The organism is Streptomyces sp. NPDC098781 (genome assembly GCF_044759995.1).
Classification (GTDB): domain Bacteria; phylum Actinomycetota; class Actinomycetes; order Streptomycetales; family Streptomycetaceae; genus Streptomyces.
Window position 1 is genome coordinate 18500 of record NZ_JBIWAK010000008.1, and the last position, 20745, is coordinate 39244.

18 protein-coding genes are annotated in these 20745 nt (G+C 70.9%); 10 read left to right on the forward strand and 8 right to left on the reverse strand.

Features of this window, described 5'->3' with window-relative positions; translation table 11 throughout:
* Positions 1 to 25: 25 nt before the first annotated feature.
* Both ACIQWG_RS29375 and ACIQWG_RS29380 read right to left on the reverse strand, forming a co-directional pair.
* Positions 26 to 2836 carry an AAA family ATPase gene (locus tag ACIQWG_RS29375; protein WP_404101172.1) on the reverse strand — a complete coding sequence of 937 codons (2811 nt, stop codon included), beginning with the start codon at positions 2834 to 2836 and terminating at the stop codon, positions 26 to 28.
* Between the two features lie 195 nt (positions 2837 to 3031).
* A complete protein-coding gene (locus tag ACIQWG_RS29380; protein WP_404101173.1) occupies positions 3032 to 3862 on the reverse strand; it encodes a LuxR C-terminal-related transcriptional regulator in 831 nt (276 codons plus the stop codon).
* 124 nt (positions 3863 to 3986) lie between these two features.
* Between ACIQWG_RS29380 and ACIQWG_RS29385 the strand changes: the two genes are divergently transcribed.
* On the forward strand, positions 3987 to 5657 hold the full coding sequence (locus ACIQWG_RS29385; protein WP_404101174.1) for an AMP-binding protein: 1671 nt from the start codon (positions 3987 to 3989) through the stop codon (positions 5655 to 5657).
* Positions 5654 to 7237, forward strand: a complete 1584-nt coding sequence (locus ACIQWG_RS29390) for an AMP-binding protein (RefSeq protein WP_404101175.1) — start codon at positions 5654 to 5656, stop codon at positions 7235 to 7237. Before ACIQWG_RS29385 ends, ACIQWG_RS29390 begins: the two co-directional genes overlap by 4 nt.
* On the opposite strand, the gene ACIQWG_RS29395 is transcribed toward ACIQWG_RS29390, so the two are convergent.
* Together ACIQWG_RS29395 and ACIQWG_RS29400 are read right to left on the reverse strand one after the other, a co-directional pair.
* A complete protein-coding gene (locus ACIQWG_RS29395; protein ID WP_404101176.1) occupies positions 7234 to 7737 on the reverse strand; it encodes a GNAT family N-acetyltransferase in 504 nt (167 codons plus the stop codon). The two genes, ACIQWG_RS29390 and ACIQWG_RS29395, sit on opposite strands and share 4 nt — an antisense overlap.
* A 118-nt stretch (positions 7738 to 7855) precedes the next feature.
* A complete protein-coding gene (locus tag ACIQWG_RS29400) occupies positions 7856 to 8551 on the reverse strand; it encodes a hypothetical protein (RefSeq protein ID WP_404101177.1) in 696 nt (231 codons plus the stop codon).
* A gap of 157 nt (positions 8552 to 8708) precedes the next feature.
* Between ACIQWG_RS29400 and gcl the strand changes: the two genes are divergently transcribed.
* On the forward strand, positions 8709 to 10493 hold the full coding sequence (gene gcl / locus ACIQWG_RS29405) for a glyoxylate carboligase (protein WP_404101178.1): 1785 nt from the start codon (positions 8709 to 8711) through the stop codon (positions 10491 to 10493).
* 113 nt (positions 10494 to 10606) lie between these two features.
* Here gcl and ACIQWG_RS29410 read toward each other — a convergent pair whose 3' ends face one another.
* From ACIQWG_RS29410 to ACIQWG_RS29425, 4 genes are all read right to left on the reverse strand, one after another.
* Positions 10607 to 10846 carry a hypothetical protein gene (locus ACIQWG_RS29410; RefSeq protein WP_404101179.1) on the reverse strand — a complete coding sequence of 80 codons (240 nt, stop codon included), beginning with the start codon at positions 10844 to 10846 and terminating at the stop codon, positions 10607 to 10609.
* A 393-nt stretch (positions 10847 to 11239) separates the two neighbouring features.
* Positions 11240 to 12697 (reverse strand): catalase, encoded by a 1458-nt coding sequence (locus ACIQWG_RS29415; RefSeq protein ID WP_404101180.1) that lies wholly within the window; start codon positions 12695 to 12697, stop codon positions 11240 to 11242.
* A gap of 182 nt (positions 12698 to 12879) precedes the next feature.
* Positions 12880 to 13770, reverse strand: a complete 891-nt coding sequence (locus tag ACIQWG_RS29420; protein WP_404101181.1) for a 2-hydroxy-3-oxopropionate reductase — start codon at positions 13768 to 13770, stop codon at positions 12880 to 12882.
* 131 nt (positions 13771 to 13901) lie between these two features.
* Positions 13902 to 14741, reverse strand: coding sequence for a TIM barrel protein (locus ACIQWG_RS29425; protein ID WP_404101182.1), 840 nt, complete (start codon positions 14739 to 14741; stop codon positions 13902 to 13904).
* 157 nt (positions 14742 to 14898) lie between these two features.
* Between ACIQWG_RS29425 and ACIQWG_RS29430 the strand changes: the two genes are divergently transcribed.
* The 7 genes from ACIQWG_RS29430 (at position 14899) to ACIQWG_RS29460 (ending at position 20651) form a co-directional block, all read left to right on the forward strand.
* Entirely contained in the window at positions 14899 to 15150 is a 252-nt protein-coding gene (locus tag ACIQWG_RS29430) for a hypothetical protein (protein WP_404101183.1), read from the forward strand.
* Positions 15147 to 15515, forward strand: coding sequence for a helix-turn-helix domain-containing protein (locus ACIQWG_RS29435; RefSeq protein ID WP_404101184.1), 369 nt, complete (start codon positions 15147 to 15149; stop codon positions 15513 to 15515). The genes ACIQWG_RS29430 and ACIQWG_RS29435 overlap by 4 nt, the downstream gene beginning before the upstream one ends.
* Before the next feature lie 184 nt (positions 15516 to 15699).
* Positions 15700 to 16209, forward strand: a complete 510-nt coding sequence (uraD, locus tag ACIQWG_RS29440) for a 2-oxo-4-hydroxy-4-carboxy-5-ureidoimidazoline decarboxylase (RefSeq protein ID WP_404101185.1) — start codon at positions 15700 to 15702, stop codon at positions 16207 to 16209.
* Positions 16210 to 16216: 7 nt separating this feature from the next.
* The gene (gene uraH, locus ACIQWG_RS29445) at positions 16217 to 16612 is read left to right on the forward strand and encodes a hydroxyisourate hydrolase (RefSeq protein ID WP_404101186.1); all 396 of its coding nucleotides are present in this window, start codon (positions 16217 to 16219) and stop codon (positions 16610 to 16612) included.
* Between the two features lie 7 nt (positions 16613 to 16619).
* Entirely contained in the window at positions 16620 to 17543 is a 924-nt protein-coding gene (gene pucL / locus ACIQWG_RS29450; RefSeq protein ID WP_404101187.1) for a factor-independent urate hydroxylase, read from the forward strand.
* Positions 17544 to 17652: 109 nt separating this feature from the next.
* A complete protein-coding gene (locus ACIQWG_RS29455; protein ID WP_404101188.1) occupies positions 17653 to 19032 on the forward strand; it encodes an 8-oxoguanine deaminase in 1380 nt (459 codons plus the stop codon).
* 224 nt (positions 19033 to 19256) lie between these two features.
* Complete coding sequence (locus ACIQWG_RS29460) at positions 19257 to 20651, forward strand: nucleobase:cation symporter-2 family protein (protein ID WP_404101189.1); 1395 nt, start codon at positions 19257 to 19259, stop codon at positions 20649 to 20651.
* The last annotated feature ends 94 nt before the right edge of the window (positions 20652 to 20745 follow it).

Sequence of the window (20745 nt, forward strand, 5' to 3'; positions counted from 1 at the left end):
CGCGCACCGACCGGTACGGGTGAACTCACGTCGTACGACGCTCCGCCGCCAGTCTGACGATGTCGACCCGCGACCGGATCCCGAGTTTGCGGTACACCCGGGTCAGGGTCGCCTCGACCGTCTTGACGCTGATGTACAGACGCGCGGCGATCTCCCGGTTGGTCGCGCCCTCCATCACCAGCGCGGCGACCTGACGCTCCATCGAGGCGAGCCCGTCCAGGCCGGGCGGAGCGGCGGCGGGGGCGGGTGGCGCCTCCGGGGCCGGCAGGGCCGTCGCCGCCTCGACCTGCCGCAGCCAGGGCAGCGCCCGGCAGCGGCGGAACAGCCGGGCAGCCTCGTCGTACGACGCCGGGCCCGCGGTTGCGGTGTGCAGCCGGGCCAGCGCGAAGGCGGCCCGCGCCTCCTCAAGGCCGTACCCCAGCTTGCCGAGCCGGTCCTGTGCCGACGTCAACTGGACGAGGGCGGCGTCCCGTTGGCCGCGTGCGGCGCGGACCAGTGCCTCGGCGCGGTCGAGGACGGCCAGCACGCTCTCCCGGTCCAGCCGCAACGCCAGTTCGCGGGTGACGTCGATGACGTCCTGTGCCTCCGCCAGCTCGCCGCAGCGCACCAGCGCCTCGGCGAGGTCGCCGTGCCAGCGGCCGCGCGCCGGGTCGGTGATGCCCAGGCCCTGCTCCACCTCGCGCACCCGGCGCAGCGAACGCACCGCCGCCTCCGTGTCCCCGGCCACCAACTGGGCGTGCCCCAGCGCGGCCAGGGCACGGGAGACGTACATCTGGTCGCCGACCTCCTCGGCGTGCTCCACCGCTTCCCGGGCCAGCGCCAGCGCGATGTCCACCTCGCCGCCCGCGGCCTCCGCCAGTGAGGTCAGCACGGCCGAGGCCACCTCGCCGATCCCGGTGTCACGGGCGAGGCGCAGACTCTCCCGGGCGAGGTCCAGGGCGCGTCCGCAGTGACCGGAGTGCAGTTCGGTCTCGGCGACCCCGCGCAGGAAGTGCACCTCGCTCTCGACCCAGCCGTGCCGGCGCACCTCGCGCAGCAGCGCGGTCACCACCGCGCGGGCCTCGGGGAGCTGGTCGCTCATGATCAGCCAGCGGAAGCGGGAATAGCCGGCCCCGTTGTGATGGCACGCCACCCTGGGGTCCTGGGGCTCCTCCAGCGCGCGGCGGATGGTCGCGGGCGCGTCCGAGTGGCCCATCAGGGTCTCGATCTGCGCCTTGAGGGCGAGCGCCAGGAGCTCGGTGTAGCGGTCGCCGGCCCGCGCGGCCAGCTCCGCCGCGTACCCGGCCTCCTCGCGGGCCTCGTCGAAGTCGCCCTCCACCAGCAGGGCGCGCCAGGTGAGTTGGTAGTGGACCAGCGCGAGCAGCTCGGGGTCCTCGCCCGCGTCGGCCAGGGCCTGCGGGAAGATCGAGTCGACCTCCGTCATGGCGTGGCCCGCCGTCTCGATCACCGCGATCCAGGCGCGCACCCGCTCGGCGGGCACGGCCGTGCGGGCGAGCACCTCACGGGCGATGTCCCGGGCGAGATCCAGCTCACCGGCGGTGATCGCGTCCTCGACGGCGGTCAGCCGCACGACGTCGGGGTTCGGCGTGCCGTCCGCCGGGGTGTGCCGGGCGGCGAGCAGGGAGAGCTGCGCGGCCACCGAGGGCGCGCCCCGGTCCCGGGCCAGGGTCGCTGCCTCGGCGAGGCGGGCGGCGACCTCGGGGTCGGTGCCGGTGGTCGCGAGCGCCAGGTGCCGGGCGCGTTCGATGGGGTCGAAGGCGGCCGTGGACAGCGCGGCGTGCGCGGCCCGGCGTTCCTGCGCGGGCGCCTCCGCGTACAGCGCGGCGGAGATCATCGGATGCGCGAACCGTACGGCGGGCCCCTCGGGCTCGGTGGCCAGCAGCCCGAGTTCGGCGGCCTGGGCGGTCTCGGCCTCGGCGTTGTCCCGGCCGGCCGCGTGCAGCAGGGCGAGCGTCGGCCGGGCGCCGGCGCTGGCGACGAGAAGGGTGCGGCGGGCCTGGTCCGACAGCATCTCCAGGCGGTTGAGCACCAGGGCGCGCAGCGAGGTCGGCACCGGCAGGGGCTCGCCGGGACGGGGCGGGGTGGCGTTCTCGGCGAGGGCGCGGCCCAGTTCCAGGGCGAACAGGGCGTTGCCGCCGCTGGTGCGGTGGATGTCCCGGACCGTGGAACGGGGCAGGCCGGTGAAGCCGCGGTTCTCCAGCAGGGCGGACAGCTGGGCGCGGGACAGCGGGCCCAGCCGTACGGCGAGGGTGTCCGGCGGGGACGCGCGTAGATGGCGGTCGTACTCCTCGCCCTCGGTCCGCACCGCGCACAGCATCCGGACCGGGGTGTCGCCGAGCCGGCGGGCGGCGAAGCCGAGCAGTTCGGCGCTGGCCGGATCCAGCCACTGGAGGTCGTCGGCGACGACGAGGACGGGGCCCGCGTCGGCGAGGGCGCGCAGGGCGGACAGGACGGCCAGGCGCAGCGCGAGGCCGTCCCGTTGCAGGGTGGACTCGCCGCGGCCGGTGAGCGCCGCTTCCAGCGCGGTGAGCTGGGCGGTGGGGAGCCGGTCGGAGACCTCGTCCAGGACCAGACCTAGGAGGTCGGCCAGGGCGAGGAACGGAAGATGGGATTCGGACTCCGTGGGCGAGCAGCGCAACACGGTGCGCGCCGCGCCGCCGTATTCCCCGGCCAATGCCCGCAGGACCGTCGACTTCCCAATTCCGGCAGGTCCGTGAAGCAGCACGCTGCCGCCCCGCCCGAGCTGCTCACGTGCGGCGGTGAACAACTCCTCCCTGCCGATGACCTGGTCGGGGCGGCATCTGGCAGGCTCCTTGAAGTCCCGTCGCACGGTCACCGCTCCCCTCCGTGTGTCGTGTCCGGGCCAATATTAGGCAACTGTTCTTTGAAATTCGGACCGACCGCGTCGTGAGGGAAATAACAGCGACGGGGCATGGGGAAATTCAAAGCGCGGATGAATGAATGAGGGGTTGTCGGGGTGGGCTGGACCACTGCGGGTGAGCGGCGGGTCCGAGGCGCTCCCACGACAGCCCTACGGGAGCAGCGCCGCCCTGCGCGCCGCCGCCACCGCCTCACCGCGCGTGTGGGCGCCCAGCTTGCGCATCGCCGACCGCAGATAGCCCTTGACCGTCTCCGCGCGCAGCCCCAGCCGTTCGGCGGCGGCCGCGTTCGTCGAGCCGGCGGCCACGCATGCCAGCACGTCCAGTTCGCGCGGGGCCAGCCGCACCTTGCCCGGCACGGACCCCTCCGTCAGCAGGCCGCAGGCGTCCAGCAGTTCCGCGCGCAGGGCGGGGTCGCCGATGCGCGGCGCCAGGGCGCGCAGCGCGGCGTGGGCCTCGCGGACCTGTTCCCACCCCGCGCCCCGTTCGGGCGGCGCCGACGGCGGGCCGGCCGCCGCCACCAGATCCCGCACCTCGTCCCGCACCACCAGCGCCTGCTCCACGTCCCGCGCCGCCGCCACGGCCGCCGTCAGGGTCCGGTCGCCCAGCGGCTGGGCGGTGCGCAGGGCGCCGTACAGGACACCGCGCACCCGGCGCCGTACGACGACCGGCACCGCGAGCACCGAGCACAGCCCCTCCATGGCGACGGCGGCGTCGTACTCGTGGGTGATCTGCCGTGAGGCGGAGTAGTCGGTGACCGCGCAGGGACGGGCGAGGGCGACGGACTTGCCGCCCAGGCCGTTGCCGGCGGTCACCGCGAGTCTGCGCAGGGACTCGGTGGCCGTGCCGTTCAGTTCGCTGATGCGTATCCGCCGGTGGCCGGAATCCACCAGGCCGCCGAAGGCGACAGGGAGGCCCGTCGCGCGGCGCAGGCGCACCAGCGCGCTCCTTATCTCCACTGTTCCGACCGCGTCCACTGCCACGTACTCGCCCTTTCACTGCGGCGTCTCCGGAGCGCACACCCCCGTTCGGGGGTAGTGAGACCCACGTCACGGATTACACGATGGCAGAGAGCCGTCCGGCAAGGTCCGGTACCTAGGAGGACGGATGACGACGGGGACGGAGTCGTTCCGCAGCGCGCGGGACTTCCTGTTGCAGCACCGCGAGGACTACCCGACCGCCTACGAGGGCTTCTCCTGGCCCCGGCCCGAGCGGTTCAACTGGGCGCTCGACTGGTTCGACGTGATCGCGCGCGGGAACGACCGCACCGCGCTGCACATCGTCGAGGAGGACGGCGGCGAGGTGCGGCTGTCCTTCGCCGAGATGGCCGAGCGCTCGGATCGGGTCGCGAACTGGCTGCGGGCGCGGGGCGTGCGGGCCGAGGACCGGGTCCTCGTCATGCTCGGCAACCAGGCCGAGCTGTGGGAGACCGCCCTCGCCGCCATGAAGCTGCGCGCCGTCGTCATCCCGGCCACCCCGTTGCTCGGGCCGGCCGACCTGCGGGACCGGGTGGAGCGCGGACGCGTGCGGCATGTGCTGGTGCGGGCCGAGGACACCGGCAAGTTCGACGAGGTCCCCGGGAGCTACACCCGCGTCGCCGTCGGCGGGGCGCGCGAGGGATGGCAGCCGTACGAGGACGCGTACGCCGCCTCCCGCGACTTCACGCCCGACGGGCCGACCGCGGCCGACGACCCGCTGATGCTCTACTTCACCTCCGGTACCACCGCCCACCCGAAGCTGGTCGAGCACACCCACACCTCGTACCCGATCGGGCATCTGGCCACCATGTACTGGATCGGCCTCAAGCCCGGCGACGTGCATCTGAACATCTCCTCGCCCGGCTGGGCCAAGCACGCCTGGTCCAACCTCTTCGCGCCGTGGAACGCCGAGGCGACCGTCTTCATCCACAACTACACGCGCTTCGACGCGAGCCGGCTGATGGCCGAGATGGACCGCGCGGGCGTCACCACCTTCTGCGCCCCGCCGACCGTCTGGCGGATGCTCATCCAGGCCGACCTGAGCGCGCTGCGCACCCGTCCCCGCGAGGTCGTCGCGGCGGGTGAGCCGCTGAACCCCGAGGTCATCGAGCAGGTGCGGCGAGCCTGGGGTGTGACCGTGAGGGACGGCTTCGGACAGACCGAGACCGCCGTCCAGGTCTCCAACAGCCCCGGCCAGCCCCTGAAGACCGGCTCCATGGGCCGCCCCAGCCCCGGCTTCCGCGTCGAACTCCTCGACCCGGTCTCCGGCGCACCCGGCGCCGACGAGGGCGAGATCGCCCTGGACCTCTCGGAGCGTCCGGTCGGCCTGATGACCGGCTACCACGGAGACGCGGACCGTACGGCGGAGGCGATGGCCGGCGGCTACTACCGCACGGGCGACATCGGCTCCCGGGACGCCGACGGCTACATCACCTATGTCGGCCGCGCGGACGACGTGTTCAAGGCGTCGGACTACAAGATCAGTCCCTTCGAGCTGGAGAGCGCGCTGCTGGAGCACGAGGCGGTGGCCGAGGCGGCCGTCGTGCCCGCGCCGGACGCGCTGCGGCTCGCGGTGCCGAAGGCGTACATCGTGCTGGCGGAGGGCTGGGAGCCCGGCCCCGACACGGCCAAAGTGCTCTTCGAGCACGCACGGGAGGTCCTGGCGCCGTACAAGCGGATCCGCCGACTGGAGTTCGCCCCGCTGCCCAAGACCGTCTCCGGCAAGATCCGCCGTATCGAGCTGCGCGAGGCCACGGCCGCGGGCTCGGACGCCGAGTACCGCGAGGAGGACTTCCGGTGAGCTCCTACACCCACGGAACCGGCGAGACGCCGCTGCTCGGGGATACGATCGGCGCCAGTCTGGACCGGGCGGTGGCGGCCTGGCCGGGCCGCGAGGCGCTGGTCGACGTGCAGTCGGGGCGGCGCTGGACGTACGCCCAGTTCTCCGCGGACGTCGACGAGTTGGCGTATGCCCTGCTCGCGAGCGGCGTGGCCAAGGGTGACCGGGTGGGCATCTGGGCGGTGAACTGCCCCGAATGGGTCCTGGTCCAGTACGCCACCGCCCGGATCGGCGCGATCATGGTGAACATCAACCCGGCCTACCGCACCCACGAGGTCGAGTACGTCCTCAATCAGGCCGGCGTCTCGCTGCTGGTCGCCTCGGTGAGCCACAGGACGAGCGATTACCGGGCGATGGTCGAGCAGGTGCGGGGCAGGTGCCCGCAGTTGCGGGAGACGGTGTTCATCGGGGACCCGAGCTGGGATGCGCTGATCGCGCGCGCGACACCCGTCCCGTTCGAGGACCTGTCCTGCGACGACCCCATCAACATCCAGTACACCTCGGGCACCACGGGCTTCCCGAAGGGGGCCACCCTCTCCCACCACAACATCCTCAACAACGGGTACTTCGTCGGCGAGTTGATCGCGTACGACGAGCAGGACCGGATCTGCATCCCGGTGCCCTTCTACCACTGCTTCGGAATGGTGATGGGCAATCTGGCCGCCACGTCCCACGGAGCCTGCATGGTCATCCCGGCGCCCTCCTTCGACCCGAAGGCCACGCTGGAGGCCGTGCAGCAGGAGCGCTGCACCTCGCTCTACGGCGTGCCGACCATGTTCATCGCCGAGCTGAACCTCCCCGACTTCGCGTCGTACGACCTCTCCTCCCTGCGCACCGGGATCATGGCGGGCTCGCCCTGCCCGGTCGAGGTGATGAAGCGGGTGGTCGCCGAGATGCACATGGCGGAGGTCGCCATCTGCTACGGCATGACGGAGACGTCCCCGGTATCGCTCCAGACCCGGATGGACGACGACCTGGAGCACCGCACCGGCACGGTCGGCCAGGTGCTGCCGCACATCGAGGTGAAGATCGTCGACCCGGCGACGGGCGTGACCCGGCCGCGCGGCACGGCGGGTGAGCTGTGCACCCGGGGCTACAGCGTGATGCTCGGCTACTGGAACGAGCCCGAGAAGACCGCCGAGGCCGTCGACGCGGGCCGCTGGATGCACACCGGTGACCTCGCGACGATGCGCGAGGACGGCTATGTGGAGATCGTAGGCCGCATCAAGGACATGATCATCCGGGGTGGCGAGAACATCTACCCGCGCGAGATCGAGGAGTTCCTCTACGCCCACCCGGGGATCGCGGACGTCCAGGTCGTCGGGGTGCCGCACGAGCGGTACGGCGAGGAGGTGCTGGCCTGCGTCATCCCGCGCGACGCGGATGCCCCGCCGACCCTGGAGGAACTGCGGTCCTTCTGCGAGGGACGGCTCGCGCACTACAAGATCCCGAGCGGGCTGAGGATCCTCGACTCCTTCCCGATGACGGTGTCGGGGAAGGTGCGGAAGGTGGAGCTGCGGGAGAGGTTCGCCGCGGGTTAGCTCCGCCGCATGCACACCCGCGGCCATCGGTCGAGGCCGAGTTCCGCCTCATGGGCACGGATCTTCCGCAGCCCCGGGGTGAGTTCGGCCTCGTCCAGGATGCGGAAGCCGAGGCGTTCGTAGTACGGCGCGTTCCACGGGACCTCGGCGAAGGTGGTGAGCGTCAGACCGGACAGCCCTTCCTCCCGCGCACGATCGGCGGCGTGGGTGAGCAGGGCCCGGCCTACGCCCCGGCGGGCCGCGGCCGGGTGGACCGAGACCTGCTCGATGTGCAGGGCGGCGTCGACGGGTGCGCAGATCAGATAGCCGACCGGGCGGTCCTCGTCGTCGCAGGCGATCCAGGCGTGGCCCGCTCGCCGGTAGCGCTCCAGGACGTCCAGGGCGGGCGGCTCGTCGTCGGCGACGGCCGCCATGCCGAGTCCGCGAAAGACGACGCCCGCGGCACGCTCGATGTCCTGGAGGGCCGGGAGCTCGGCGGGCGCCGGCGGGCGGATGCGCATGTGCCGAGTGTCCGTCGGGGGGTGGGGGAAGCGCGAGCGGATTACCTGTGCGGGGGGTGCCGGCGCGGGTGCGCGAGGTGAGGCACAGGCAGGGGACGGTAACGGCGGCGCGGGCGTGTCACCGGCCGGCGCCCTCCGCGTCCAGGTCGTCCGCGAGGCTGTTGACCGGCTGGGGCGTGCCCGTGAGGTCGAGGACGAACAAGGGGATGCCGAGCGTGTCGGCGCGGGTGCGGGCCTCGGGGGAGTAGCCGGAGAGGGAGAAGTAGGCGCAGGGGACGGATTCCGTCATGGCGGTCAGCCACAGGCACTCGACGTCCCGCAGGGAGGCCGGCGCCACGGTCGGGTCGACCTGGGCGAGCAGGCCGTCCGCGCAGAGGGCGACGCCGTTCGTGGGGCGCCTGCCGGTGCGGCGGATGTCCCGGTAGCCCAGCCAGCGCAGGTACACGGCGGCCGCCGTCACCGCGTCATGGGCGGTGCGGATCGTGACGGGCTGGAAGGCGCGGCGCGCCGGGGGAGCCGGAGGCGGCTCCACCGCGTCCGGTGCCGTCCCCGCCACCGGTACGAGCAGCAGCGTCCCGCAGGGGCAGCCCAGCTCCGGGCGGGGCCACTCGCCCTCGTGGCCGCAGGACGTACAGCGCACCTCGACCCACTCGTCGTCCCAGGCGCGATGGGTGACGGCCGTCGCGGAGCCGTGCGGATCGAGCGGCGGCGCCACCGGCGCACCGCAGCCGCAGGGATACACGGGCGCCGTATAGACGTGCTCGCGACGGCAGGCCGGGCAGCGCAAGGACACGCTCTCGGACATGGCCCTCATCGTCCTCCAAGAGGCCCTGGCTTGTCCCTCTCTTGACGGCATTCGCGCACCCTCCTACATTACTTCCAGATAGCAGAAATACATTTCCACAATACGGAAGAGCTCACCGCGGGGCGCGACGGGAGTGCGAATCCGACAGCCGAAGCAGGAGTACTCAATGGCTCGTATGACCGCTGCCCGAGCGGCAGTCGAGATCCTCAAGCGCGAGGGCGTCAGCAACGCGTTCGGTGTGCCGGGTGCGGCGATCAACCCCTTCTACGCGGCGCTGAAGGCCTCGGGGGGCATCAACCACACCCTCGCCCGCCACGTGGAGGGCGCCTCGCACATGGCGGAGGGCTACACCCGCACGCACGCCGGCAACATCGGTGTCTGCATCGGCACGTCCGGCCCCGCCGGCACCGACATGATCACCGGCCTGTACTCCGCGATCGGCGACTCCATCCCGATCCTGTGCATCACCGGCCAGGCACCGACCGCCGTGATCCACAAAGAGGACTTCCAGGCCGTCGACATCGCCTCGATCGCCAAGCCGGTCACGAAGATGGCCGTGACCGTCCTGGAGGCCGCGCAGGTCCCCGGCGTCTTCCAGCAGGCGTTCCACCTGATGCGCTCCGGCCGTCCCGGCCCGGTCCTGATCGACCTGCCGATCGACGTCCAGCTCACCGAGATCGAGTTCGATCCGGAGACGTACGAGCCGCTGCCGACCTACAAGCCGGCCGCGACCCGCGCCCAGGTCGAGAAGGCGATCGGGATGCTGAACGCGTCCGAGCGGCCGCTGATCGTCGCGGGCGGCGGTGTCATCAACGCCGACGCCGCCGAACTCCTCGTCGAGTTCGCCGAGCTGACCGGCACCCCGGTCGTCCCGACCCTGATGGGCTGGGGCATCGTCCCCGACGACCACGAGCTGAACGCCGGCATGGTGGGCCTTCAGACCTCGCACCGCTACGGCAACGCGACCTTCCTGGAGTCCGACTTCGTCCTGGGCATCGGCAACCGCTGGGCCAACCGCCACACCGGCAAGCTGGACGTCTACACGGCCGGCCGGAAGTTCGTCCACGTCGACATCGAGCCCACCCAGATCGGCAAGATCTTCGCCCCGGACTACGGCATCGCGTCCGACGCCAAGGCCGCCCTGGAGCTGTTCGTCGAGGTGGCACGGGAGTTGAAGGCGGCCGGCAAGCTGCCCGACCGCTCCGCGTGGGCCGCGTCCGCGCAGGAGAAGAAGGCGACGCTCCAGCGCCGTACGCACTTCGACGACATCCCGATCAAGCCGCAGCGCGTCTACGAGGAGATGAACAAGGCCTTCGGCCCGGAGACGCGGTACGTGTCCACCATCGGCCTCTCGCAGATCGCCGGCGCCCAGATGCTGCACGTCTTCAAGCCGCGGCACTGGATCAACTGCGGCCAGGCGGGCCCGCTCGGCTGGACCGTCCCGGCGGCGCTGGGCGTGGCGAAGGCCGACCCGGAGGCGCAGGTCGTCGCCCTGTCCGGCGACTACGACTTCCAGTTCATGATCGAGGAGCTGGCGGTCGGTGCGCAGCACAAGATCCCGTACGTCCATGTCCTGGTCAACAACTCCTACCTGGGCCTGATCCGCCAGGCGCAGCGGGCGTTCGAGATCGACTTCCAGGTCAACCTGGAGTTCGAGAACATCAACTCGCCCGAGCTGGGCGTCTACGGCGTCGACCACGTCAAGGTTGCCGAGGGCCTCGGCTGCAAGGCGATCCGGGTGACCGACCCGGCGGAGCTCGGCGCCGCCCTGGAGCAGGCGAAGAAGCTCGCCGCCGAATTCCAGGTCCCGGTGGTCGTCGAGGCCATCCTGGAGCGCGTCACCAACATCGCCATGTCGACGACCAACGACATCAGCAACGTCGTCGAGTTCGAGGAGCTCGCCACGGAGCCGGGTCACGCGCCGACGTCGATCAAGACGCTCAAGGTCTGACACACCCGCAGTAGCCGACGGGGCGGTCCATCCAAGGGATGGGCCGCCCCGTTCTGTTTGCGCTCCTGCCCTCAGCCCCTCAGCTCCTCAGCTCCTCAGCTCCTTCGCTCCCTCTACTCCTCGTGGTGCTCCGACAGCCCCGGCCAGTCGTCGGGGCCGCCGCCCTGCCAGTCGATGAAGTCGCTGTCCGCCACGTCGGTGACGTACAGGTCGGCGAGCCGCAGGATCTCGCCGACGTCGTCCACATGGGTGGCGATCCCCAGGGTCGCGTCGCCCTCGGTGACCCGCCGGGACCCGTCCAGGGCCGGGGCGTGCACCACGACGTGCGGATGCTCCGTTGGTTGTGCTGCCATGCCTTCAGACTCCTGCGAAAGGGCCCCGCGCGCACCCCGGACGCCGAAGAGCGCCGGGTACGGGACCGTCCGTACCCGGCGCTCTCCGGCCGGTGAGGTATGCGGTTGTGGCCGTCCGACGGTGCGAGGCTGGGCGCGACAGGACATTCGCGCCGCCGGACGGGGTCTGGGGGCTCGGGACCGCGGCGGGAGCGATGGAACCGGGGGCTCCTTCCCTCTGGTCGAAGAAGGAGGCCGGAACCTTCACCACCGCACTGGCTCGCACGCCGCCGCGGTCCTCGTTGCCCGCGCCCCTGCCGGACGACCACCCCTCATCCGGGTCGGCCGGCGACGGGCGCGGGCGATGCGTACGGCTCATGACCTCCCGTCAGGAGCCGTACGCAGCTTGGTGGTTCAGTCCTCGCGCAGGGCGCGGACCGCCTCCTCCACGCGCTTGCCGTACTCCGGGTCGGCGGCGTGGAAGTGGGCCAGGTTCTTCTCGATCACGTCGTCGCGGGAGACCTGGGAGAGGCCGCCGGCGATGTTGGCGACCAGACGGGACCTCTCCTCGGCCGACATCAGCCGGAACAGCTCGCCGGCCTGGAAGAAGTCGTCGTCCTTGGTGTGCAGCGGCGCCTCGTGGGTGCCGGTGTGGCCGGTCACGGCCAGCGGGGCCGACAGCGGGCGGCCGGTCTCGGCGGGGCCGTCGTAGGAGTTCGGCTCGTAGTTCTTCGCCCCGCGGCCCTGGGAGTTGGTCGCCATGAAGCCGTCACGGCCGTAGTTCTGCGCCGTCGTGGCCCTCGGGGCGTTCACGGCCAGCAGGGTGTGGTTGACGCCCAGGCGGTAGCGGTGGGCGTCCGCGTAGGCGAACAGCCGGCCCTGGAGCATCTTGTCGGGGGAGGGACCGATGCCCGGCACGAAGTTGTTCGGCGAGAACGCGGCCTGCTCGACCTCGGCGAAGACGTTGTCCGGGTTGCGGTCCAGCACCAGCCGGCCCACCCGGCGCAGCGGGTAGTCCTGGTGCGGCCAGACCTTGGTGAGGTCGAACGGGTTGAAGCGGTAGTCGGCCGCCTCGGCCGCCGGCATCAGCTGCACATAGAGGGTCCACGACGGGTGCACGCCCCGCTCGATGGCCTGGAGCAGGTCCGTCTGGTGCGAGCCCGGGTCCTTGCCCGCGAGCTCGGCGGCCTGCTCCGACGACAGGGAGCGGACACCCTGGTTCGTCTTGAAGTGGTACTTGACGAAGAAGGCCTCGCCGTCGGCGTTCGTCCACTGGTAGGTGTGCGAGCCGTAGCCGTTCATGTGGCGGTACGACGCCGGGATGCCCCGGTCGCCCATCAGCCAGGTCACCTGGTGCGTGGCCTCGGGGGCGTGCGCCCAGAAGTCCCAGACGTTGTCCGGCTCCTGGCGGCCGGTGAACGGGTCGCGCTTCTGCGAGTGGATGAAGTCGGGGAACTTGATCGGGTCCTTGATGAAGAACACCGGGGTGTTGTTGCCGACGAGGTCGTAATTGCCCTCCGCCGTATAGAACTTGACCGCGAAGCCGCGCGGGTCGCGGACGGCGTCCGCGCCACCGAGGCTGTCGGCCACGGTCGAGAAGCGCAGGAACACCTCGGTCCGCCTGCCCACCTCGCTCAGGAAGTCGGCGTGCGTGAAGCCGGTGACGTCGTCGGTCACCTCGAAGTGGCCGTACGCGCCGCTGCCACGGGCGTGCACCACGCGCTCCGGGATGCGCTCGCGGTTGAAGCGGGCGAGCTTCTCCAGGAGGTGCTGGTCCTGGAGGAGGAGCGGGCCGCCGACGCCGGCGGAGGCTGAGTTCTGGTTGTCGGCGACTGGGGCGCCGGACTCGGTGGTGAGCACGCGCTTCGACATCGGGGACCTTCCGTGCGGTGGCACTTCCGTGCTGGTGGCAGCGGAAAACTCTTTCCGCTTGGTGGAGCCTAGAAGTGAGGGAATCTGAGCGTCAACAGTTTGTTGAAGTCGATTCCGGGCGACGCCCCGCCTGGGCGCGACAGGACAGATGTCAGCGAGGCGCCGCCCGGAAGTCTCGTGGGTCAGACCTGGGCGCCGGAGAGGCGCTCCACGGCCCGCAGCAGGGCCGAGTGGTCCAGGCCGCCGTCGCCCTGCGTCCGCAGGGACGCGACCAGCTGCGCGACCACGGCGCCGACCGGCAGCGCCGCGCCGACGTTGCGGGCCGCGTCCGTGACGATGCCCATGTCCTTGTGGTGCAGGTCGATACGGAAGCCCGGCTTGAAGTCGCGGTTCAGGAAGTTGTCCTTCTTCCGCGTCAGCACGGTCGAGCCCGCCAGGCCGCCGTTGAGGACGTCCAGGGCCGCCTGGAGGTCCACGCCGGACTTCTCCAGGAAGACCACGGCCTCGGCGCACGCCTGGATGTTCACGGCGACGATCAGCTGGTTGGCCGCCTTCACGGTCTGGCCAGAGCCGTGCGGACCGCACAGCACGATGGTCTTGCCGAGCGCCTCGAGGAGCGGCTCGGCCTCGTCGAAGTCGGCCTGCTCACCGCCGACCATGATGGACAGCACCGCCTCGATGGCGCCGGCCTCGCCGCCGGACACCGGGGCGTCCAGGACGCGGATGCCCTTGTCCTTGGCCGCCTTCGCCAGGTCGACCGAGGTCTGCGGGGTGATCGAGGACATGTCGATCAGCAGGGCGCCGGACCTCGCGTTCTCCAGGATGCCGTCCGGGCCGTAGGCGATGGCCTCGACCTGGGGGGAGGCCGGCACCATCGTGATGACGACGTCGGCGTCCCGAACGGCCTCGGCGATCGAACCGGCGGCCGTGCCACCGGCCGCGGCCAGCCGGTCGAGCTTGTCCTGCTCCAGGGTGAAGCCGGTGACCTGGTAACCCGCCTTGATCAGGTTCTCGGACATGGGGGAGCCCATGATGCCGAGGCCGATCCAGGCGATCTTGGGGAGGTTGCTCATGATGGGGGTGCCTCTCTGAACTGCTGTGGTGCGTCTGCGTATGGGCGCCGGGTCAGGGGCGAGTGGCCCGTCCGGCGTTCGAGGACCGGGCCCGTTCGGGGGCGAAGCGGGGGTCCGGGGGTGGAGCGCCGTCAGCGGGCGGCGCGGTGCTCCGCCGGCAGCCAGCCGAAGGCCTCGGTGCTGGGCCGGTCGCCCGGCTTGTACTCCAGGCCGACCCAGCCCTCGTAACCGGCCTTCGTCAGCTGGTCGAGCAGCTCCTCCAGCGGCAGCGTCCCCGTGCCCGGAGCGCCACGGCCCGGGTTGTCGGCGATCTGCACGTGACCGGTCTTCGCGGTGTACTGCTCGATCACCGCCGGCAGGTCCTCGCCATTCATGGACAGGTGGTAAAGGTCCATGAGGAAGCGGGCGTTGCCCAGTCCGGTCGCCTCGTTGACCTTGTCGACGATGCCGACCGCGGCCGGCGCCGACACCAGCGGGTACCGCGGCGACTCGGGCTCGTTCAGGGCCTCGATCAGCAGGATCGCGCCGATCCGGTCGGCCGCGCGGGCCGCGAGGACCAGGTTCTCCAGCGCGAGCGCGTCCTGCTCGGCCGGGTCCACGCCCTCGACCCGGTTGCCGTACAGCGCGTTGAGCGCCGTGCAGCCCAGGGAGGCCGCGAAGTCCGCCGCCACGTCGATGTTGGCGCGGAACCGCTCCGACTCCTCGCCCGGGACCGACAGGGCGCCGCGGTCGGGGCCGGGCAGCTGACCGGCGTAGAAGTTCAGGCCGGTGAGCTGGACGCCCGCGTCCTCGATCGCCTGCTTCAGGGCGTCGAGCTCGGACTGCTCGGGGGTGGGGGAGTCGATCCAGGGCCACCACAGCTCGACCGCGGTGAAGCCGGCCGCGGCGGCGGCCGCGGGGCGCTCCAGAAGCGGGAGTTCCGTGAAGAGGATCGACAGGTTGACGTTGAAGCGCTGCTCTGCGAATCCCATGTCGCCGGCGCTCCCTTCCGTTTGTCGAGATTCCATATAGCGGAAGTTAGTTTCTGCGTACTGGAAGATTGCCGTCGTCTGTCGTGGCTTGTCAAGGGGGCTCGTGCCGATGGTCGAGGGGCTGCCCGAACATTCGCGCGCGCGTTAGGTTGTGCGCGTGCGATTGAGAGTGGAGTTCACGACCGAACCTTTCGACCTGGATGAGGCGCCCGCGCACGCGGTGGTCGCCCGTGAGGTCGTCGAGGCCGCCGAGCTCGACGCGGTGGACGTCGGGCCGTTCGGCAACACGGCGGAGGGCGGGGCCGACGCCGTGCTCACCGCCGTGGACGCCCTGCTGCGCAAGAGCCTGGAGGCCGGCGCCACCCGGATCTCGCTCCAGGTCAACGTGGTCGGGGAGGGCGGGGAGTGACCGGCAGCGGGGAAGAGCCCTTCATCGCGGCCGTGAAGCCGCTGGTCGACGCCATGGGCGGCGAGATACTCCCGCCGGACGAGGCCGGCCCCGAGGATGTCGTGCTCTCCTGGGAGGGTGCCGACGTCCTCGCCGTGCGCCTGCCCCAGCTGGCCGACTCCCTGGATCACATCCTGGCCGCCATGGAGCGCAGGAAGGGCAGGCCGCTGGCCGACCTGGACCGCAAGGACAAGCAGGAGGTCGTACGGATACTGGAGGCGCGCGGCGCCTTCTCCGTCCGGCACGGCGTCGAGACCGTGGCCGGCGCGCTCGGCGTCAGCCGCTTCACGGTCTACAACTACCTCAACCGCGAGAAGGGTGCCTGAGGCGGCACGAACGGGGACACGGGTGTCCGGGAGGGGCTGAACGGGGAGAAGAGGCTCCGGTGACGCCCCGCCCGGTTTCGGTACCGCGAATTTTCAACAAAGTGTTGACGTCTCGTCGTGGTAGGGCGTTAGCTATCGGCACGCCCGTTCAGTACGAAGGCCCTTCGCGGCCACGGAGGCTCCCGTGACGTCGAATTCCACGCCCCCGGGCCTGGCCCGGTTCAACGCCCTGGAGGAGCACGCGGCGCACGCCGCCCTGCACGAGGCGTGCGCCTCCACCGCCTGGGTGAAGCGGCTGCTCGCCGGCCGCCCCCACACCTCCGTCGAGGCCCTCTACACCGCCAGCGACGCCGCCATGGCCGAGCTGACCGCCGAGGACCTGGCCGAGGCCATGGCCGGGCACCCGCCGATCGGCCGCCCCAAGCCGGGCGACCCGACCTCGGCCCGGGAGCAGCGCGGCATGGCCGGCGCCTCCGAGGAGCTCAAGGCGGAGATGCTCGAACTCAACCTGGCCTACCAGGACCGGTTCGGCCATGTCTTCCTGATCTGCGCCACCGGCCGCACCGGCGAGCAGATGCGCGACGCGCTCGAGCAGCGGATCGGCAACTCGCCGGAGCAGGAGCGGGAGATCGTCCGCACCGAGCTGGGCAAGATCAACCGTATTCGGCTCGCCCGCATCGTCGAAGAGGACTGACAGCAGCATGAGCACCAGCACCACGGCCTCCGTGTCCACCCACATCCTGGACACCAGCATCGGCCGCCCCGCCGAGGGCGTCGTCGTCCGGCTCACGGCCCGCAGCGGCCGGGAGGCGGACTGGCAGGCGCTCGGCGGCTCCGCGACCGACGCGGACGGGCGGTGCAAGGACCTCCCCGCGCTGCCGGAGGGGACCACACACGTACGGCTCGACTTCGCCGTCGAGCCGTATTTCGAGAACAAGCAAGCCGATGCGCAGCAGGACGCCCCCGCGAATCGGGACAGCGGACCTGGTGTGTTCTTCCCGGAGGTGGCGATCACGTTCGCCGTCATGCCGGGCGAGCACTACCACGTACCGCTGCTGCTCAACCCGTTCGGCTACTCCGTATACCGAGGGAGCTAGCAGACACATGCCCACGATCCTGGGACAGAACCAGTACGGCAAGGCCGAGAACCGAGTCGTAAAGATCACGCGGGACGGCGCCACCCATCACATCAAGGACCTGAACGTCTCCGTCGCCCTCTCCGGCGACATGGACGAGGTCCACTACTCCGGCTCCAACGCCAACGTCCTGCCGACCGACACCACCAAGAACACGGTGTACGCGTTCGCCAAGGAGTACGGCATCGAGTCCGCCGAGCAGTTCGGCATCCACCTCGCCCGGCACTTCGTGACCTCGCAGGAGCCGATCCAGCAGGCCCGGATCCGGATCGAGGAGTACGCCTGGCAGCGGATCGAGGCCTCCGACGCCAACTCGCAGTTCATCGGCGCCGACGAGGTCAAGCACTCCTTCGTCCGCCAGGGCCAGGAGACGCGGCTCACCCAGATCACCTACGACGGCGAGAAGTGGGAGGTCATCTCCGGCCTCAAGGACCTCGTCGTGATGAACTCGACCAACTCCGAGTTCTGGGGCTACGTCAAGGACAAGTACACGACCCTCCAGGAGGCGTACGACCGCATCCTGGCGACCCAGGTCGCCGGCCGCTGGCGGTTCAACTGGACCGACGACGAGCAGCGGATGCCGAACTGGGAGAAGTCCTACGAGCAGACCAAGAAGCACATGCTGCACGCCTTCGCCGAGACCTACTCGCTGTCCTTGCAGCAGACGCTGTACCAGATGGGCTCGCGCATCATCAACAACCGCAGCGAGATCGACGAGGTCCGCTTCTCCCTCCCGAACAAGCACCACTTCCTGGTGGACCTGGAGCCGTTCGGGCTGAAGAACGACAACGAGGTGTACTACGCCGCCGACCGCCCCTACGGCCTGATCGAGGCGACCATCCTGCGGGACGGCTGCGAGGCGAAGATCCCCGTGGACCTCACCAACCTCTGATCCTTCTCTTTTCGGCACCCGTGTCCGGGGAACCCCCCTCCCCGGACACGGCACTCAAAACTCCCGGGGTCCTGCCGTGCCCTCTCCACATCAGCGCAAAGGACGAACCATGGCAGCAGCCCAGCGCATCGTCATCGAGAACTGTTCGATCGCGACCGTGGACGCGAACGACACCGAGTACGCGACCGGCCACCTCGTCATCGCGGACAACCGCATCGAGTCGCTCGGCGCGGGCAGCGCCCCCGAGGGCCTGGACAACGTGGTCCGCCGTGTCGATGCCACCGGGCATCTCGTGACCCCCGGCCTGATCAACACCCATCACCACTTCTACCAGTGGATCACCCGCGGCCTGGCCACCGACCACAACCTCTTCAACTGGCTCGTCGCCCTCTACCCGACCTGGGCGCGCATCGACGAGGAGATGGTGCGCTCGGCCGCGCAGGGCTCGCTGGCGATGATGGCCCGCGGCGGTGTCACCACCGCGATGGACCACCACTACGTCTACCCGCAGGGCTCCGGCGACCTGTCCGGCGCCATCATCGGCGCCGCCCGCGACATGGGCGTCCGCTTCACCCTGGCCCGCGGCTCGATGGACCGCAGCGAGAAGGACGGCGGGCTGCCGCCGGACTTCGCCGTGGAGACCCTCGAAGGCGCGCTGGCCGCGACCGAGGAGACCGTCAAGCAGCACCACGACTCCTCCTTCGACGCCATGACCCAGGTCGCGGTCGCCCCCTGCTCCCCCTTCTCCATCTCCACCGAACTGCTCAAGCAGGGTGCCGAACTCGCCCGCCGGCTCGGCGTGCGCATGCACACCCACGGCTCGGAGACCGTGGAGGAGGAGAAGTTCTGCCACGAGCTGTTCGGCATGGGCCCGACCGACTACTTCGAGTCCACCGGCTGGCTCGGTGAGGACGTGTGGATGGCGCACTGCGTCCACATGAACGACTCCGACATCGCCGCCTTCGCCCGTACGAAGACCGGTGTCGCCCACTGCCCCTCCTCCAACGCCCGCCTCGCGGCCGGTATCGCCCGCGTCCCCGACATGCTGGCGGCCGGCGTCCCGGTCGGCCTCGGCGTCGACGGCACCGCGTCCAACGAGTCCGGCGAGCTGCACACCGAACTGCGCAACGCCCTGCTGATCAACCGGCTCGGCGCCCACCGCGAGGCCGCCCTGAACGCCCGGCAGGCGCTGCGGCTCGGCACCTACGGCGGTGCCCAGGTCCTCGGCCGCGCCACCGAGATCGGCTCGCTGGAGCCGGGCAAGCTCGCCGACCTCGTGCTCTGGAAGCTGGACACGCTCGCGCACGCCTCCATCGCCGACCCGGTGACCGCCCTGGTCTTCGGCGCGGCGGCCCCTGTCACCGCGTCGTTCGTGAACGGCCGGCAGATCGTCGAGGACGGGCGGCTGCTGACGGCCGACGAGGACGCCATCGCCCGCTCGACGCGGCTGGAGGCCCAGCGCCTGGCGAGGATCGCCGCGCAGGGCTGACCAGTTGAAGATCTCCGGTCGGGAGGGACGGCTCCCGACCGGTGGCCGTGGACCCGAGCGGGGTCCATGGCGGCCGTCTCCGGGGCGCGTGCGTGAACGCGTGCGCCCCGGAACGGTCTCCGTTTCCCCCGGAACGGGCCCGTCCCGGTCCCGCACGACCACTTGCACCACCTCCCTGAAACCCACGTCAGAGCCGACGTGTAACCGCCCGGAGGAGAGCCGCAGTGTCCGCCCAAACCGCTCACCCAGTCGACGAGAAACTCCCCGCCCTGAAAATGGCGACCACCGGTCTGCAACACGTGGCCGCCATGTATGCGGGAGTCGTCGCCCCACCCCTGATCGTCGGCGCGGCCATCGGCCTCTCCGCCACCGACCTGACCTTCCTCACCGGCGCCTGCCTGTTCACCGCGGGCCTCGCCACCTTCCTCCAGACGCTCGGCATCTGGAAGATCGGCGCCCGGCTGCCGTTCGTCAACGGCGTCACCTTCGCCGGCGTCGCCCCCATGACCGCGGTCGTCGCCTCCACCGAGGACAAGTCCGACGCCCTGCCGATCATCTTCGGCGCGGTCATCGTCGCCGGCCTCCTCGGCTTCCTGGCCGCCCCCTTCTTCAGCAAGGCGGTCCGCTTCTTCCCGCCGGTGGTGACCGGTACGGTCATCACGCTGATCGGCATATCCCTTCTCCCGGTCGCCTTCGGCTGGGCGCAGGGTCCCAACCCCGCGGCGGACGACTTCGGTTCGGCGACGAACCTGGGCCTGGCCGCGGTGACCCTGCTGATCGTCCTGCTGCTGCGCCGCTTCACCCGGGGCTTCGTGAAACAGATCGCGGTGCTGCTGGGCCTGGTGATCGGCACGCTGATCGCGATCCCGTTCGGCGTCACGGACTTCGGCCCGGTCGCGGACGCGGACGTCATCGGCTTCCCGACGCCGTTCCACTTCGGCGCACCCCAGTTCCAGCTCGCCGCGATCATCTCGCTGTGCGTCGTGATGGTGGTGTCGATGACCGAGTCGACGGCCGACATGCTGGCGCTCGGTGAGATCGTCGAGCGCCCGGCCGACGAGAAGACCATCGCGGCCGGTCTGCGCGCCGACACCCTCGGCTCGGCGATCAGCCCGCTCTTCAACGGCTTCATGTGCAGCGCCTTCGCCCAGAACATCGGCCTGGTCGCGATGACGAAGATCCGCAGCCGGTACGTCGTCGCCGTGGGCGGTGGCTTCCTGGTGCTGATGGGCCTGTGCCCGATGGCCGCTTCACTGATCGCGGTCGTACCGCGCCCGGTACTGGGCGGCGCGGGCGTCGTCCTCTTCGGTTCGGTGGCCGCGAGCGGCATCCAGACCCTCGTCCGGGCCGGCCTGGAGAAGGACAACAACATCCTGATCGTCGCCGTCTCGCTGGCCGTCGGCATCATCCCGATCACGGCGCCGGACTTCTACCACGCCTTCCCGGAGACGGCACGCATCGTCCTCGACTCCGGCATCTCCACGGGCTGCGTGGCGGCGGTGGCCCTCAACCTCGTCTTCAACCACCTGGGCACCAGCAGGGACGCCCAGGACGTGACCCACCCGATGGAGGCAGGGGAGGAGATCACCGGGGCGACCCGGACGCCGGCGACGCCTTGAGGTCGGCGAACAACGCTGTCTGCTCGACGGCACGCTCGTCGCGGCCGTGCGCCCCGGCATACCCGCCGGGGCGCACGGTGTTCCCGTGGGGCAG